This window comes from Oerskovia paurometabola (assembly GCF_016907365.1).
In the GTDB taxonomy this organism is placed as follows: Bacteria; Actinomycetota; Actinomycetes; order Actinomycetales; family Cellulomonadaceae; genus Oerskovia; species Oerskovia paurometabola.
In genome coordinates, this window is the sequence record NZ_JAFBBV010000001.1 from 300,849 (window position 1) to 315,080 (window position 14,232).

Below are 14,232 nucleotides of genomic sequence, written 5' to 3' on the forward strand. Positions count from 1 at the left end.
AGAACCGGGGAAAACGGGCGCCCGGGACCTCCGACGCGGTGATCGTGACGAAGGTCCCACCGGTGGTCCTGCTGTCGGCCGACCGCCTACCACCCGCCCGGCGCGAGGACCTTCCGGATGCGCTTCTCGCTCACGGGCCCGTCGGTCCCGAGCTGCTGCGCGAACAGCGAGACCCGGAACTCCTCGATGAGCCAGCGCGCCTCGTCGAGCTCGGCGAGGCGCCCCGGGTCTGCGGGGCCGGCCGCGTAGGAGGCACGCGCCTTGGCGTAGGCCTCCTCGACGTCGTGCACACGCCACGCGAGCTCGGCGTCGCGGTGCGGGTTGGTCGCGGCCTTCTCGATCCGGTACGACGCCGCCCGCAGGTAGCGGGTCAGGTGCGGCAGCCTGTGGGCCGGGGTACGGGACACGAAGCCCACGCCCACGAGCCCGGCGACCTGGTCACGCACGTCCTGGAGCGTGTTGAGCAGCGCGAGGCTGTTCGCCGAGCGGATCTGGCCGTCCAGGTCCCGTGCGGCCGTGAGCGCGGCGACGACGTGCCCGACGATCTGGTGCACCTCGTTCTCGAGGTGTCGCTTCACGAGGTCCCGCGCGGCGACGTACGACTCCGCGCTCCGGATCTGTACAGCGTCGGGCAGCGGCCCGTACTGCGAGGCCTTGGCGCCGGACGTGAGCGCGATGACGGCCGCGAGCTGCAGGTCGGCGACGAGCGCCTCGGTGTTCCGGTACGGGCTCGCGGCCATGGTCAGCGACTGCGTCCCGCTCCAGCGGCTCGTGACCCGCGCGGTCTGCAGGGCGGTCTCGCCGAGCAGCAGCCGCCGCACGCCGCGTGCGTGCTCGCGGTCCTGCGTCGAACGGTCGGCGAGGACGCGGAGCGCGACGGACGGCTTGCCCTTGGCGTCGACCTCCTCGACGAGCGCGGGGTACCCGCGCACGACCATGCCGCCTCCGGCGGGCGTCGACACGACCTCGGGCAGCACGCCGTCGGGAAGGCCCGTGGGCCACGTGGTGAGCCCGGTCGCCTCGGCGACGACCACGGAGGCCACGCCGCCGTCGGGCGCACTCGTCTCACCAGTACCCCCTGAGCCCTCACCAGGGCGACCGGCCGAAGGTGCGCCGGACGCGGGGAGGGGGGCGGCGGCGCCGGAGGGCGTGGCGGGGCTGGCGGGAGCGTCGCGAGGAACGAGCGACGCGGATGGTAGCCCTCGAGCCGCCGCCCCCCTCCCCGCGGCCTCCGCCCCAGCCGCCTCACGCAACGCCGCTCCGACCGCCCCCTTGACCGCCGCCCGCACCGCCGCCTGCGCCTGGGGCGCGAGGCGTCGTTGGAGCGAGACGAGGTCCTTGGACTCGTCGAGCACGACCTCGCCGCCGCGGCGTTCCTCGATGACGCGGAACGTCATGCGCAGGTGGGCGGGGAGGCGCTCGGTGCGGGCGTCGTCCCAGGCGTCGTCGGGGATGAGCACGTCGCGCAGGGCGCGGACGGCTCGGGTGAAGGCGACGTGGAAGGGCTCGGCCATGTCCCCGGCGCGGGTCACGTCCTCCCACGCGGGGGTGTTGTCGCGGAGCCAGGCGACGACGTCGCGCGCGACGTCGGGGGCGGGGACGAGCTGGACGCGCACGGGCTTGGGCAGCGAGCGGATGGTCGCGGTCGCGAGCTCGTCGAGGAGGCCGGGGACCATCCAGTCGAAGCCGTCGGGCACGACGCGGTTCAGCACGCTGATGGGGATGTGCACGGTCACGCCGTCCGCGTCCGTACCGGGCTGGAACTGGTAGGTCAGGGGGAGCGTGAGGTCGCCCTGGACCCAGGTCTCGGGGAACAGCGAGGTGTCGACGGACTCGGCGTCGGGTACGAGTTGTTCGAGCGTGAACGTGAGCAGGTCGGGGTCGCGGCGCTTGGCGGATTTCCACCAGGTGTCGAAGTGGCGGGCCGAGACGACGTCGTCGGGGATGCGCTCGTCGTAGAAGGCGAAGAGCACGTCGTCGTCGACGACGAGGCCGCGCTGGCGCGAGCGCGCCTCGAGCTCCTCGGCCTCCTCGAGCAGGCGGCGGTTCTCGTGGAAGAACTGGTGGTGCGTGGTCCACTCGCCCTGGACGAGGGCGTGGCGGATGAACATCTCGCGCGCGGCCTCGGTGTCGACCTTGCCGTAGAGCACGGTGCGGTCGGCGACGATGGGAACCCCGTAGAGCAGGACCTTCTCCTTGGCCTGCGCTGCGCCCTGCTTGGTGGACCAGTGCGGCTCGGAGTAGGTGCGCTTGACGAGGTGACCGGCGAGCTCCTCGGCCCACTCGGGCTGGATCTTCGCGACGTCGCGGCCCCATAGGCGGCTGGTCTCGACGAGCTCGCCTGCCATGACCCACACGGGGGGCTTCTTGGACAGGGGTGAGCCGGGGAAGATCGCGAAGCGGGCGCCGCGGGCGCCGAGGTACTCGTTGCGGGCCTGCTTCTTGGCCCGCTTCATGGCGAGCTCCTTCTGCGGGCCGCGCAGGTGCGCGACGGACGACGCCTTGACCTCGGTCGCCTCCTGCATGCCGATCTGCGAGAGCAGCCCGGCGAGCAGCGACTGGTGGATGGTGTCGTCGTCCCAGGTGAGGCGGCGCTCGACGGGCTGGTCGGTCGCCTCGGCGATCGTGGTGCCCGACGGCGTCGCGCCCTTCGCGCTCGCGTCGCCCCGGGTGCGGGGCGTGTAGGACATGTCGATGCCGAGGGGCTTGCTCATCTCGCGGAGCTGCGCGACGACGTCCTGCCACTCGCGCACGCGCAGGAAGTTGATGTACTCGGCCTTGCACAGCCGCCGGAACGCTGACGACGACAGCTCGTGCTGCTGCTCGCGCACGTACTCCCACAGGTTGAGGTACGTGAGGAAGTCGGAGCGGGGGTCGGCGAAGCGGGCGTGGAGCTGGTCGGCCTGGGCACGGTACTCGGCGGGGCGTTCGCGCGGGTCCTGGATGGACATGACGGCCGCGATGATCGCGACCTCGCGCGCGACGCCGCGGCGCGAGCCCTCCCAGATCATGCGGGCCAGGCGAGGGTCCATGGGGAGCTGGGCGAGGACGCGGCCGATCTCGGTGAGGCGCGTGACGGCACGGCCGGGCTGGCCGTCGCGGCCGGCGTCCTCCGGCACGGTCTCGAGCGCCCCGAGCTCGGTCAGGAGCTGCACGCCGTCGCGGATCGAGCGCGTGTCCGGGGGCTCGACGAACGGGAAGCGCGCGACGTCGTCGGGCGAGGAGACGACGCCTACCGAGATCATCTGCAGCAGGACCGACGCGAGCGAGGTGCGCAGGATCTCCGGCTCGGTGAACTCGGGGCGGGAGAGGAAGTCCTCCTCGGAGTACAGGCGGATCGCGATGCCGTCCGCGACACGGCCCGAGCGCCCCGAGCGCTGGTTGGCGCTGGCCTGCGCGATGGGCTCGATCGGCAGGCGCTGCACCTTGGTCGCCTTGGAGTAGCGCGAGATGCGGGCCGTGCCGGGGTCGACGACGTAGTGGATGCCCGGGACCGTCAGCGACGTCTCGGCGACGTTGGTCGCGAGCACGACGCGGCGCGAGGAGTGCGCCTGGAACACACGGTGCTGCTCGGCCGAGGACAGGCGCGCGTAGAGCGGCAGGATCTCGACGAAGTCGGGGCGCTTGGCGTCTCGCGTGCGCTCGCCCAGGCGGGACTCGAGGGCGTCGGCGGTGTCGTGGATCTCGCGCTCGCCCGACAGGAACACCAGGACGTCGCCCGGCCCCTCGGCCATGAGCTCGGTGACCGCGTCGACGATGCCCGTGACGAGGTCCTTCTCCTGCTTGGCGGGGGCCTTGGCAGGGCTCTTGGAGGAGCCGCCGCCCCGCTGGGCCTTGCCCGTCTCGGGGTCGACGTCAGGGCTCAGCGGGCGGTAGCGGATCTCGACGGGGTACGTGCGGCCCGTGACCTCGATGACGGGAGCCGTCCCGGGAAGGTGCGCGGCGCCGTCGGGTCCCTCGTCCGTGCCCGTCAGCTCGGCCGCGGCCAGCTCGTCCGCGGTGAGCGGCGGCAGCGGGCCGCCCGGCGCGAAGTGCCGCGCGAACCGCTGCGAGTCGATCGTCGCCGACGTGATGATGACCTTGAGGTCCGGCCGCTGCGGCAGGAGCCGTGTGAGGTACCCGAGCAGGAAGTCGATGTTGAGCGAGCGCTCGTGCGCCTCGTCGATGATGAGCGTGTCGTACGCGAGGAGCTGCGGGTCGCGCTGGATCTGCGCGAGCAGGATGCCGTCCGTCATGACCTTGACGAGCGTCTGGTCGCTCGACTGGTCCGTGAACCGCACCTGGTAGCCGACGATCTCGCCGAGCGTCGTGCCGATCTCCTCGGCAATCCTCTCCGCGACCGTGCGCGCCGCGATCCGTCGCGGCTGCGTGTGGCCGATCTGGCCCTTGCGGCCGCGGCCGAGCTCGAGCGCGATCTTGGGGAGCTGCGTCGTCTTGCCCGAGCCCGTCTCGCCCGCGACGATCACGACCTGGTTCTCCGCGATCGCCTTCGCGATGTCCTCGCGCCGCGCCGAGACGGGCAGCTGCTCGGGGTAGGTGATGGGCGGCACGACGACCTGCGCGCGCCGCTCGGCGGCCTGGGCGAGCCGGGCCGGGTCGACCTGCTGCGGGCGTCCGCCGCGGCGGTCGCCACGCTTCGAGCGTCGCTCGCTGCCCGACGGCGGACGCTCGCCCCGGGCGTCCTGCTCGCCCTCGGGGGCCGGGTTCTGCGCGGTGGCCTGCGACTTCGCTCGCCCACGTCCCCCGCGCCGACGACGTTGGCCCGCGCCCTCGCGCTGCTGCCCGCCGGTCTCGCGACCAGGTGCGTCGGAGCTCGCGCTCGCAGGGGCGTCCGCGGTCCTGGCCTGGGACTGGTCCAGGGCGGGCCGGGTGGGGCCGTGCGGTTCGGTGCTCACGACCAACCATTCTCTCAAGCGGTCGCAACTTCAATTGCCTCCGGGCAGAGCGAGCGCCTTGCGGCCGCCCCGCGCCGGGCGCACCCTGAGGACATGGCCACGTCCTGGGTCGAACGCTGGCAGCTCGATCTCGATCGGCTGCGGTGGTACCCCGTGGCCCAGGAGATCCGAGCGGTGCGGCGGGAGGACCCCCAGGACGTCGTGCTCCGCTCGACGTCCGCCCGTCTCGTCTGGGAGCCGTGGCGGCTGCTGCCGGTGTACGCGGTCCCCGCGACGGACGTGCGCGCGTCCCTCGTCGAGGGCGAGCATCGCGACGGGCAGGTGCGGCACGGCCTGATCCCGCACCCGCTGCACTTCGAACGACACACCTGCCCGGGGAGCGAGGTGTGGTTCGAGGGAGCGGACGGCGCGACCGCCCCGTTCTTCCGCCCCGACGACGAGGACCTCGCGGGCCACGTCCTGGTCGACTTCCAGGCGTTCGACTGGTTCGCCGAGGAGCGGCCCCTGGCCGCTCACCCGCGCGACCCCTTCAAGCGGGTCGACGTCGTGCCCAGCGCACGCCACGTCGTCGTCTCCCTGGGCGGCGTGGTGCTGGCCGACAGCGACCGGGCCATGGCGCTGACCGAGACCTACCTGCCGCTGCGCTGGTACGTCCCCCGTGAGGACGTGCGGTGGGAGGCCCTGACGCCGAGCCCGACGACGAGCGACTGCGCCTACAAGGGGCACGCCCGCTACTGGTCGCTCTCGTCGGGCGACCCCGACGGCGCCGACATCGGCTGGAGCTACGAGGACCCCCTGTCGGACGGCGAGAGGGTGCGCGGGTACGTCGCCTTCTGGTGCGAGCGCACCGACCTCACGCTCGACGGCGTCCAGGTGCCGCGCCCCGAGAGCCTGTTCTTCCCCCGCGGGCGGCGCTGACCGAGGCCGCCCGACGGGCCCTCTGCCCGGGCCTCAGCCCACCCGGACGCTCAGGACGAGCTGCTCGCCGACGTCGAGCCGCACGTCCGAGAGCGTCACGCCGGGCGGCAGGGACGACGCGAGGTCGATGCGCTTGCCGTCGACCTCCTCGAGCTTTCCGCGCACCGCCAGGAGGAGCGCGGCGACGACCGGGTTGCGGCTCGATGCGCCCACGTCGGTCAGCGTGAGGACCATGGCCTGGTCGATCGACGCGGTCGCCGTGATCTGGGCGCTCGCGGACAGGAAGCCCTTGCGGATCTTCGCCGACGCCACGATCGACGCGGCGCGCGGGCCACGGGACGCGAGGTCGACGTCGAGGGACGTGAGCGTGAAGCCCTGGTCGGCGAGGGCCTTCGTCGCGAGCTCGCGGGCCGTGCTGACGAGCGCGTCGCGGCTCGCCGCAGCGCGGAGGTGACCGCTCACGGGGTGCTCGGTGCTCTGCGGGGCCTCCTCGATCGAGAGCGACCCGTCCGCCCCCTCGACCCAGGAGAAGCGCAGGTCGCGGATCTCGGCGTCGAGGTCGACGGCGACACCGGCGAGCGTGACCGGGTGGCCCTGGGCGCGGATCACCCGGGCGACGGCCTGCTCGCGCGCGATCACGTGCTCGACGTTCTCGGCCGGGTCGGGGGCGTCGGCGGCACCCATGGCGCGGACGACGAGCCCGGTCACGTCGACGTCGAGGCTCTGGACGTCGGGGCTGCCGGGGACGGTCGCGGCGTCGATGCGGACGCGGTCCAGGCCCGTGGCGTGGTCGCCCAGGTTCTTGGTCACGACGTCGCGCAGCCGTTCGGCGAGCGCGGGGCCGGTGTCCGGGCGCGGGGCACGGCCGAACGGGAGGACGTCGTGGGCGGGGCTCTGGTCGTCGGACATGCGCCGAGCCTACGACGAGGGCGACGGACCGGACCGCCCAGGGTGACGGTGCGGTCACCGTCGGCATCCGACACGGTCACCCTCGGTGGGCGGGGACCTCCGCGAACGCCCGCACCGGGAACGTCCCGAACCCCTCGACCTTGGGCGGCACGGCCGTGAACAGGGCCCCGCGGGGCGGCACGTCGCCCAGGTTCGTCAGGTGCTCGACGACGTGGATCCCCGCGGCGAGCAGCAGCGAGTGGGCGGGGCGCGCCCCGCCGGACGTCACGGGGTCGGTGTCGTCGATGTTCAGCGAGTCGATCCCGACGAGCGTCACGCCCGCGTCGACGAGGTGCTGCGCGCCCGCCTCGGTGAGGAACGGCGCGGGCTCGCCGTAGGCCGGGGTGCCGAAGCGTCGGTCCCAGCCGGTCTGCAGCAGGACCGCGCTCCCGGTGAGATCGCGGTCGAAGAAGACCTCGGCGCCGATCCCGCGACGACCACCCCGCGAGGGGTCGACCGACTCGCTCAGCCGGAACACCTCGGCGGGCAGCCGGACGAGGGTCTCGAGCCCGAGCCCGGACAGGTCGGTCCCGTCGTCGTACCGGTGGAAGGGGCTGTCGAGGTAGGTGCCCGTGTTGCCGATCATCGTCAGCACGTCCATCGCGAACTGCGTGCCGGGCGCGTACTTCGCGACGGAGTCGGCGCGGGTCAAGAAGGGCGTGATGGTCGGTGCGGGCAGCCCCGGGTAGGTCTCGAGGCCTTCGCGCACGGTGTGGCTCAGGTCGACGAGCCGGGTCGTGCGCGGAGCAGCGGCGCCCGGGCCGTCACCCTCGGCGTCCGCACGGCCACCCTCGGTGGCGACACGGTCACCCCCGCTCACCCCACGGCTCCCCACGTGCGGTTCCTCGACGAACGTCAGTCCCGTGACCTCGACCGACCCGACCAGCGTGAGGCCCAGGTGCCGGACGAGGAGGCGAGCGACGTCGTCGGGCTGGAGGTCGCCCGCCGGGACGTCGAGACGGAACCCCTCGGTGCGGAGGCTGCCGCCGTTGGCGAAGGTCACGTGGGCGTCGAAGTGCGCGCGGTGCTCGGTCATCACCGGAGTGTCGCACCGGGGGCGGACCCTCGGGAAGACGCAGCGAGGCCGCCGCCCCGGAAGGGGCGGCGGCCTCGTGGGCGGACCCGTGTCAGTACGAGCTGACGCTGCCCGTGGAGACGGCCGCGACGGCCACGATGACGACGAACACGAAGTAGACGACGTAGATCGCCGTGAACACGATGCTGAGGATGAGGCCCCACTTGGCGAGCTGGTTGTCGAAGCCGGCCTCGCGGGACTTCTTCTTGCCGATCGCGCTCAGCACGATGCCGACGGGCGCGAAGAGGAAGGCCAGGATGAAGCCGACGATGCCGAGCGTCTTGCCCGGGTCCTCGACGGGGGCGCCGTAGTACTGCGGGGCGGGAGCGGACTGCGGGGCCTGCGGGGAACCGTAAGGGGTGGTCATGGGGGTTTCTCGTTTCTCTCGCGCACACGAGCCTTAGTCGGGTGCGTGGGGGTCGTGGCGACGGGCGCCACGAAGTGCGGTGCTCATTGTGGTGGAGAAAGGCACCGCTGCACAGGGGGATTTCTCCCCATGCGGGTGAAAAACGAGAAGCAGGTCCGGAACGTGGGCCGGGTCAGGACGCGGCGCGGCTCGTCTCGCCCCGGAGGTGGTCGATCGTGTTCTGCACGTCGCGCAGCGTCGAGCCGACGTCGGCCCCCTGCGCCACGGTCTTGTCCGCGACGTAGCGGAGCTGGGCCGAGGCGGCGTCGAGCGCGACCTGCGCGTCGGTGAGGGCGATGACCGCGCGGCCGTCGCCGAACGGGTCGGCGGCTGCCTGGGCGAGCGCGGCGTTGGCCTCGTCGGTCGCGGCCTGGGCGTTCCCGACGGCGTCCTCGACCTCGCTGCGCAGGCCGGCCGGCAGGGAGGAGAGCTGGGTCGCGGCCTTCTCGAGGTCCTCGCCGATCGAGTCGACCTGACACTGGGTGTCCTCGAGGAACTGGGTGACCTCGGCGGCCGATGCGGTCGCGCTCAGCGGCAGCATCATCGCGAGGGCGAGGAAGCTGGCGGCGGCGAGCCGGGCGGCTGGTCCTGATGTCTTCGGCGACGTCATGTCGAGAAGTCTGCACGGCGAACCTGGGAAAAGACAGGGAGGACATGGACAGGAGGTGGAGATTTCGCCCACAGTCGCGGGGGACGCCCGCGCGCGGCACCTCGGCCACGACGGCCCGGTCGCGCGGGTAGCGTTGCTGCCGTGCCCCACCCCGTAGCCCCCGCCCCCGAGGCGCCCCGATGATCCGCCGCGCCCTGGCGCGCGCCTACTGGGCCGTGAGCAGGTGGACGCTGCGTACCGAGCAGCCCCCGACCGACCGGCCCGGCATCCTCATCGGCGCCCCGCACACGTCCAACTGGGACTTCGTGCTCATGCTCGCGATCTCGACGAGCGTGGGCGTGAGGGTCCGCTGGCTCGGCAAGCACACCCTGTTCAAGGGTGTCATGGGGCCGTTCGCGCGAGCGCTCGGCGGGATCCCCGTGGACCGGACCGACCCGAGCCTCGTCGTCGACGACATCGTGTCGCGGGTCCGCAGGGGTGAGGTGTTCTCGCTCGTCATCACGCCCGAGGGGACGCGCAGCAAGGGCGAGTACTGGAAGTCGGGCTTCTACCGGATCGCGCGCGAGGCGGGCATGCCCGTGACGCTCGGGTACGTGGACCGCACGACCATGACCGCGGGCCTGGGCCCCACGCTCGAGCTCACGGGGGACGTGCGCGCCGACATGGACCTGGTCCGCGCCTTCTACGCGGACAAGGCCGGGTTCGACCCGTCGCGTCGCACCGAGCCGCGCCTGCGCGAGGAGGACCGTCCCGCGCCGGACGCGGCCACGGGAGAAGCCGGCTCGACCGCCTGAGGCGGTCGACGCCGTCGGGCACGCTGCTCGCCTGCCCGACGGCGCAGCGCACCCCGCGCGCACCCAGCGCGCCTCGCCGGGGTGCTCAGCCCGCAGCCGGGTCGGTCGGCGCGTAGATCCGCAGGCCGCCGGGGACCATGGTGAGCGTCGCGCCGGTGACCTGGTCACCGTCGAGCTCGAGCGTCTCGCCGTCGTGCGCGAGGATCACGGGGTCGTGCGGGGCGCCGTCACCGAACCGGAGCGACAGGTCGGGCGTGGTCCAGGCGTCGAGCGCGAGGTGGCGTTCGAGTCGACGGACCCGTCCGGCGAGCGAGGACGCGGCTCCGCCCGCGACCGTCTCCAGGAACAGGCGTGCGCGGCTGTAGCGCTGCTCGGCGCGCCCCGTGCGGACGTCGAGCACGCCGTCGTCGAGCCGGATGCGCTCGACGGGCGCGAGGTTCTGCGGGACGTACTTGTTGACCCCCGCGAAGAACGACCAGTAGCTCCCGACGACCCCGTCGACCGACACCCGTAGCGGGGTCGCGGAACGCAGCACGCGCGACGTCGCCCAGACCGTCGCTGGCCACTTCCCCAGGCGCTTCTCGGCGCGTTCGCGCTGCGACACGAGCTCGGGGTAGATGCCGAGCGAGAACGTGTTGAGGACCGTCATCGGGTCCTGCCCGTCGACGCGGAGCTCGGCGACGTCGACGTTCACCCCCGACCCGGCCTGGACGGCCCGGACCGTCGCGGTCATCGACGTGAGGTCGGCGGCCTTGGCGAAGTGGTTGAGCGTGCCGCCGGGAAGGACGACGAGCGGGAGGTCGTGCTCGCGCGCTGCGGCGGCAGCGGTCGCGACGGTCCCGTCGCCACCGCTGATCCCGAGGGCTCGGGCGGGGCGGGCCCCGCTGTCGCCGTCGGACCCGCCGGCACCCTCGCCCTTCGCCGCCCGGTCGTAGATCTCGCGCAGGTCGTCGCCCTCGGCGAGCACGTGCACCCGCGCCTTCGGGAGGTCGCGGCGCAGGACCTCGAGCGGGTCCTCCTTGAGGATCCGCCCGGACCCTGCGGCCGTGTTGACGACGACGAACAGGCCCTCGCCGTCGGGGAGCGCGGGCACGTCCGTGGGCGGTCCGGCGGGCACGTCCGGCTCGGGCCCCGGTGGGGAGGGCACGAGCCACCGGCCGAGCACCGCGAGCCCGACCCCGAGCGCCGCGCCCCCGACGACGTCCGAGAACCAGTGCGCGCCCACGTGCAGCCGCGAGTACATGACGGCCCCCGCGACAGGAGCGACGACCAGCCCGGCGGCGGGCCACTCCAGGGCCACGCCCGCGGCGAACGCCCCCGCGGTGGCCGAGTGGCCCGACGGGAACGACGGCGTCGTCGGGTAGCGGCGCAGGCGCCGCACGAGGGGCAGCGGGTCGGCGGAAGGGCGGTCGCCGCCGAACAGGCCCTTGCCGAGCAGGTTCGCGGTCGCGCTCGCGGCGGCGACGCTCACGAGACCCCGCACCGCCGCCCGGCGGCCGCGCGCGCCGGTCGCGGCCAGCCCCGCGCCGAGCCCCATCCACAGGACGCTGTGGTTCGCGGCGGTCGTCAGGCGCACGAGGGCCGCGTCCGCCCGGGGCCCGAGCTGTCGCCGGTACGTCCGGTCGTTCATGCGGCGGTCGAGGCGGGCGACGGCGGGGAACGCCTCGTGGGGCTTGACGAGGCCCGTGAAGCGCGGCTTCCGTCGCGGGGTCTGGGGTGGCGGGACGGGAGCGGACGACATCCAGCCACGGTAGGACGCCCGCGCCCGGCCCGCCCACCCACGCCGCCCCGAGGGCGCCCGCGCACCCGGGGGAGCGGCGCCGTCGGGCCTCTTCGCGCGGCCCGGCACCCTCGTTCTGACACAACTCCGATAAGTTCTCCCTATGGGCACCACCCCCGACCCGATCCGGGTCTTCCTGCTCGACGACCACGAGGTCGTCCGCCGCGGCGTCGCCGCCCTCCTCGAGGCCGAGGACGACATCACGGTCGTCGGCGAGGCAGGCACCGCCGCCTCCGCGCTGACCCGTATCCGCGCCGTCCGACCCGACGTGGCCGTGCTCGACGTGCGCCTGCCCGACGGCTCGGGCGTCGAGGTCTGCCGTGACGTGCGCTCCGAGATGCCGGAGATCGGCTGCCTCATGCTCACGTCCTTCGCGGACGACGAGGCGCTGTTCCAGGCGGTCCTCGCCGGCGCCTCGGGCTACGTCCTCAAGCAGATCCACGGCTCGGACCTCGTGGGGGCCGTGCGGACCATCGCGGGTGGCGGCTCGCTGCTCGACCCGGTCAGCACGGCGCGCATCCTCGACCGGCTGCGCACGCCGCAGGCCCAGGAGGTCGACCGCCTCGAGGGGCTCTCGCCGCAGGAGCGCCAGATCGTCGACCTCATCGGCGAGGGCATGACGAACCGGCAGATCGGCGAGCGCCTGTTCCTCGCGGAGAAGACGGTCAAGAACTACGTGTCGCACATCCTCTCGACGCTCGGGCTGCAGCGCCGCACGCAGGTCGCGGTCCTCGCGACCGAGATGCGCACGGAGGACCGCCCACGCGGCTGAGCGGTGTGCCCCGGCGGTGCCGCGGCGTCGAGCAGCACGGCGATGCCCGACGACGGAGCGCACGTGGGTGCGCGGGTCGCGCTGGGCGCGTGATGTTCGACAGATGTTCGACACGCCCCTAGGGTGGGAACATGTCGCAGAGCACCGTCGGCTTCCGACCGACCGCCGAGGAACGCCGACTCCTGGAGGAGATCGCACGCAAGGGCATGTCCACGAGCGATGCCCTGCGCCGCGGCCTGCACCTCGTGGCCCACGAGCAGTGGCTCGACCAGGCGCGTGCCGATGCCGAGATGCTGCGTGAGGAGAACCTGAACGACGAGCCGGACGCCTGGTGATCCGCGGCGCCGTCTACCGGGTCGACCTCGGTGCCCCGCGGGGGCACGAACAGGGCGGGCGTCGGTACGGGCTCGTCCTCTCGCCCTCGGAGATGAACTGGTCGGTGGCGACCATCGTGCCGACCTCGACCAGCGCCCGACCGGCGACGTTCCGGCCCGAGCTGGTCATCGACGGGCAGCAGACCCTGCTCCTGGTCGACCAGATCCGGACCGTGGACACCGCCTACCTGGTGGGAGACCCCGTCGACTACCTCAACCACGACGAGCTCACCACGGTGGAGCAGGCCGTCATCCACTACCTCGGGCTGGTGTGATCGAGCTCCGCAGCCGTGCGGGCGCTCCTGGCTGACCGTCAGGCGTTCGGGATCCGCCACACGAGCGCGGTACCGCGGCCCGTGGGGACGACACCCGTCGACCCGTCCGCCGTCGACGCGTCCCCCGGCCCGCCGGCGGCGCCCGCGAGCTCGCGCGCCGCAGCCTCGGCCGGTCCGACGGACAGGGTCCCGCGCAGCGCCTCGGCGCGCGTCGCGAGGTTGTGCAGGCCGCCGCGGTGGTCGCCCGCGTCGACGCCCGCGCAGCCGATCCCGTCGTCGACCACGGACAGCGTGATGGCGTCGTCGGTCACGCGCAGCCGCACGTCGACGCGCGACGCGCGCGCGTGGCGGGCCACGTTGGTCAGGGCCTCGCCGACCACGACCACGAGCTGGTCCGCGACCTCTGCGGGCACGAGCGACGAGTCGTCGCTCTCGATGATGATCGAGGGCGCGAACCCGAGCGCGGACGTCACCGCACCGGCGGCCGCGGTCAGGCGTTCCTGGAGGCTCGCCTCGGGGGGAGTGGTGGCCTGGAGCGCGAAGATCGTCGAGCGGATCTCGCGGATCGTGTCGTCGAGGTCGTTGACGGCCTCCTCGACGCGCGAGCGCACGAGCTCGTTCTCGATGTGCTTGGTCGTGCTCATGAGCGTCATCGCGGACGCGAAGATGCGCTGGATGACGACGTCGTGCAGGTCGCGCGCGATGCGCTCGCGGTCCTCGAGCACCGCGACCCGTCGTCCGTCCTCGTAGAGGCGGGCGTTGTCGACGGCCACTCCTGCGGCGGCGGCCAGGGCGCGGACCGCGGCCTCGTCGTCGCGCGTGAAGGGCGACCCGTCGCGCTTGTCGGTCAGGTACAGGTTGCCGTAGACGGAGTCGCGGACCTGGATGGGGACGCCGAGGAAGGTGTGCATGGGCGGGTGCCCCGCGGGGTAGCCGGACGCGGCCGGGTAGCCCTCGATCTTGTCGACGCGCAGGGGGTGCGGGTTGCGGATGACCTCGCCCAGCAGGCCGTGCCCGTGGGGCCAGTGGTCGATCGCCTCGACCTCGGAGTCCTTCATGCCGACCGGCACGAACCGGCCGAGCCGGTCCCCGTCGCGCACGCCGAGCGCCCCGTACCGGGCGCCGGTGAGGTCCATCGCGGCCTCGACGATGCGGCGGAGCACGGTGTCGAGGTCGAGGTTGCTCGTGATGGCGACGACGGCGTCGAGCACGCGGTGCGCGACGGCAGAGGGAAGAGACTCGGTCACCCACGTGAGTCTGTCAGACGTTCGGACCGGAACCGGCCTCGGCAGGACCGGGACGTCGCTCTCTCGTGCGTGGTAGGTCTTCAGGTACTCCATGACTACCCCCTCGATCTCCGTGAGCTCCGGGTGTGTCCCCGGCCG

The 14,232-nt window shown here is 73.3% G+C and carries 12 protein-coding genes; 5 read left to right on the forward strand and 7 right to left on the reverse strand.

What is annotated here, in order from left to right; genetic code table 11:
* Window positions 1-86 precede the first annotated feature (86 nt).
* On the reverse strand, window positions 87-4,895 hold the full coding sequence (hrpA, locus tag JOD48_RS01365; RefSeq protein WP_307823910.1) for an ATP-dependent RNA helicase HrpA: 4,809 nt from the start codon (window positions 4,893-4,895) through the stop codon (window positions 87-89).
* A gap of 93 nt (window positions 4,896-4,988) precedes the next feature.
* On the opposite strand from hrpA, the gene JOD48_RS01370 reads away from it, so the two are divergent.
* On the forward strand, window positions 4,989-5,813 hold the full coding sequence (locus JOD48_RS01370) for a DUF427 domain-containing protein (protein ID WP_204806885.1): 825 nt from the start codon (window positions 4,989-4,991) through the stop codon (window positions 5,811-5,813).
* Window positions 5,814-5,846: 33 nt separating this feature from the next.
* On the opposite strand, the gene JOD48_RS01375 is transcribed toward JOD48_RS01370, so the two are convergent.
* From JOD48_RS01375 to JOD48_RS01390, 4 genes are all read right to left on the reverse strand, one after another.
* Entirely contained in the window at window positions 5,847-6,722 is an 876-nt protein-coding gene (locus JOD48_RS01375; protein ID WP_204806887.1) for a hypothetical protein, read from the reverse strand.
* 76 nt (window positions 6,723-6,798) lie between these two features.
* On the reverse strand, window positions 6,799-7,797 hold the full coding sequence (locus JOD48_RS01380; protein WP_204806889.1) for a cyclase family protein: 999 nt from the start codon (window positions 7,795-7,797) through the stop codon (window positions 6,799-6,801).
* 91 nt (window positions 7,798-7,888) lie between these two features.
* On the reverse strand, window positions 7,889-8,203 hold the full coding sequence (locus JOD48_RS01385; protein WP_191790010.1) for a DUF4190 domain-containing protein: 315 nt from the start codon (window positions 8,201-8,203) through the stop codon (window positions 7,889-7,891).
* Window positions 8,204-8,375: 172 nt separating this feature from the next.
* Entirely contained in the window at window positions 8,376-8,852 is a 477-nt protein-coding gene (locus JOD48_RS01390) for a hypothetical protein (RefSeq protein ID WP_191790009.1), read from the reverse strand.
* A gap of 179 nt (window positions 8,853-9,031) precedes the next feature.
* Between JOD48_RS01390 and JOD48_RS01395 the strand changes: the two genes are divergently transcribed.
* Window positions 9,032-9,646 carry a 1-acyl-sn-glycerol-3-phosphate acyltransferase gene (locus tag JOD48_RS01395; RefSeq protein WP_191790008.1) on the forward strand — a complete coding sequence of 205 codons (615 nt, stop codon included), beginning with the start codon at window positions 9,032-9,034 and terminating at the stop codon, window positions 9,644-9,646.
* An 85-nt stretch (window positions 9,647-9,731) separates the two neighbouring features.
* On the opposite strand, the gene JOD48_RS01400 is transcribed toward JOD48_RS01395, so the two are convergent.
* Entirely contained in the window at window positions 9,732-11,387 is a 1,656-nt protein-coding gene (locus JOD48_RS01400; protein ID WP_204806890.1) for a bifunctional phosphatase PAP2/diacylglycerol kinase family protein, read from the reverse strand.
* A 142-nt stretch (window positions 11,388-11,529) separates the two neighbouring features.
* On the opposite strand from JOD48_RS01400, the gene JOD48_RS01405 reads away from it, so the two are divergent.
* From JOD48_RS01405 to JOD48_RS01415, 3 genes are all read left to right on the forward strand, one after another.
* Window positions 11,530-12,198 carry a response regulator gene (locus JOD48_RS01405; RefSeq protein ID WP_191790006.1) on the forward strand — a complete coding sequence of 223 codons (669 nt, stop codon included), beginning with the start codon at window positions 11,530-11,532 and terminating at the stop codon, window positions 12,196-12,198.
* Between the two features lie 131 nt (window positions 12,199-12,329).
* Window positions 12,330-12,533: a hypothetical protein gene (locus JOD48_RS01410; protein WP_030152361.1), complete on the forward strand. Its 204-nt coding sequence runs from the start codon at window positions 12,330-12,332 to the stop codon at window positions 12,531-12,533.
* On the forward strand, window positions 12,530-12,847 hold the full coding sequence (locus tag JOD48_RS01415; protein ID WP_307823912.1) for a type II toxin-antitoxin system PemK/MazF family toxin: 318 nt from the start codon (window positions 12,530-12,532) through the stop codon (window positions 12,845-12,847). The genes JOD48_RS01410 and JOD48_RS01415 overlap by 4 nt, the downstream gene beginning before the upstream one ends.
* A gap of 38 nt (window positions 12,848-12,885) precedes the next feature.
* Here JOD48_RS01415 and JOD48_RS01420 read toward each other — a convergent pair whose 3' ends face one another.
* Window positions 12,886-14,094, reverse strand: a complete 1,209-nt coding sequence (locus tag JOD48_RS01420; protein WP_204806892.1) for a GAF domain-containing sensor histidine kinase — start codon at window positions 14,092-14,094, stop codon at window positions 12,886-12,888.
* Window positions 14,095-14,232: the final 138 nt, after the last annotated feature.